Source organism: Streptomyces sp. WELS2 (genome assembly GCF_013870595.1).
In the GTDB taxonomy this organism is placed as follows: Bacteria; Actinomycetota; Actinomycetes; order Streptomycetales; family Streptomycetaceae; genus Streptomyces.
On record NZ_JACBWZ010001297.1, the window covers coordinates 1 to 1201 of the forward strand.

Genomic DNA, 1201 nt, shown 5'->3' on the forward strand with positions numbered 1-1201 from the left:
ATCAGCCGCAGAGCGGGGTACTTGTCCAGCCACCCGGCGAACGCGATCATCGCCATGCCCAGGGTGACGTCGCCGAAGCGGCCGATCTGCTCCACGAACGGTGTCTGCTCGACCCGTTCGGTGCCGGCCGGTTCCGCCGGGGCGTGCACCAGGACCGGCACCCCCGCCTCCGCGGCCAGCGCGAAGAACGAGTCGGCGCGCGGCGAGCCGAGCAGCTCCCCGTGGACGCTGGAGGTGGTGATCAGGCCGACGAACGCGGGGTCCGCCAGGGTCTCCCGCACCCCCTCCAGGTGATCGTCGTCCCCGAACGGGTTGGCGTACACATAGCCGCGCAACTGGTCCGGGAACCGGCGGATCAGGCTCGACATCCACGCGTGGAAGGCGCGCAGCCGGTCACGCGGCTGCGCGTAGTTGTCCACGCCGGGCACCCGCGCCATCGCCCCGGCCCCGACGGGACTGCCGATGATGGTCAGGTCGATGCCGGCCTCGGCGCGGGCGGCGAGCATGCCGTCGACGTCGGTCAGCGCCGGGGGCATGGGGAAGCGCTCGGCGGCTTCCGGTGGGGACAGGTGCCCGTGGATGTCGATGATCACGTGTCGGTTCCCGGTTTCGGTCTCAGTGCGCGGGTGATCGCGGCACAGTCCTGGTCGCCCAGTCCTTGCTCGGTGGCGCGGACGTGGGTCTCCGCCGCGGCGGTCGCCAGCGGCAGGCTCAGGCCGGCGGCTGCCGCCTGCTTGGTAGCGAGCATGAGGTCTTTCGCCATCAGCCGCAGCCGGAAGTCCGGCTCGTCGAAGCGGCCCGCCGCCAGCCGCCGCGACTTGAACGCCATGACCGGCGAGGCGAAACCGCTGCCCGCGACGGTCTTCAGGACCAGCTGCCGGTCCAGTCCGCAGGCCTCCGCCAGTTCGGTGGCCTCGGCCAGCGCCTGCACCTCGATGCCCATCAGCAGGTTGAGGAGCAGTTTCATCCGCATGCCGGAACCGAGCGCGCCCAGATGGACGACGTCCTTGCCCAGAGCCCGCAGCAGCGGACCCGCGGCGGCGAACGCCTCCCGCGTGCCGCCGACGAACAGCCGCAGCTCGCCGTCGCGGGCGTGGTCGCGGTTGCCGAGCATGCCCACGTCCAGCGCGGCGGGCAGGTCCCCGGCGATCTGGACGATCTCCTCGGGGGCGACGGTGCTGGCGCACAGCAGCGTGCCCGG

Annotated in this window: 2 protein-coding genes; both read right to left on the bottom strand. The window is 72.4% G+C overall.

Annotated features, from left to right (window positions below; genetic code table 11):
• Positions 1-593 (bottom strand): amidohydrolase family protein (locus H5J33_RS35875; protein WP_181798821.1); only part of this gene is annotated, 593 nt, incomplete at its 3' end.
• A partial coding sequence (locus tag H5J33_RS35880) for an NAD(P)-dependent oxidoreductase (protein ID WP_181798823.1) occupies positions 590-1201 on the bottom strand: 612 nt, incomplete at its 5' end. The genes H5J33_RS35875 and H5J33_RS35880, both read right to left, overlap by 4 nt.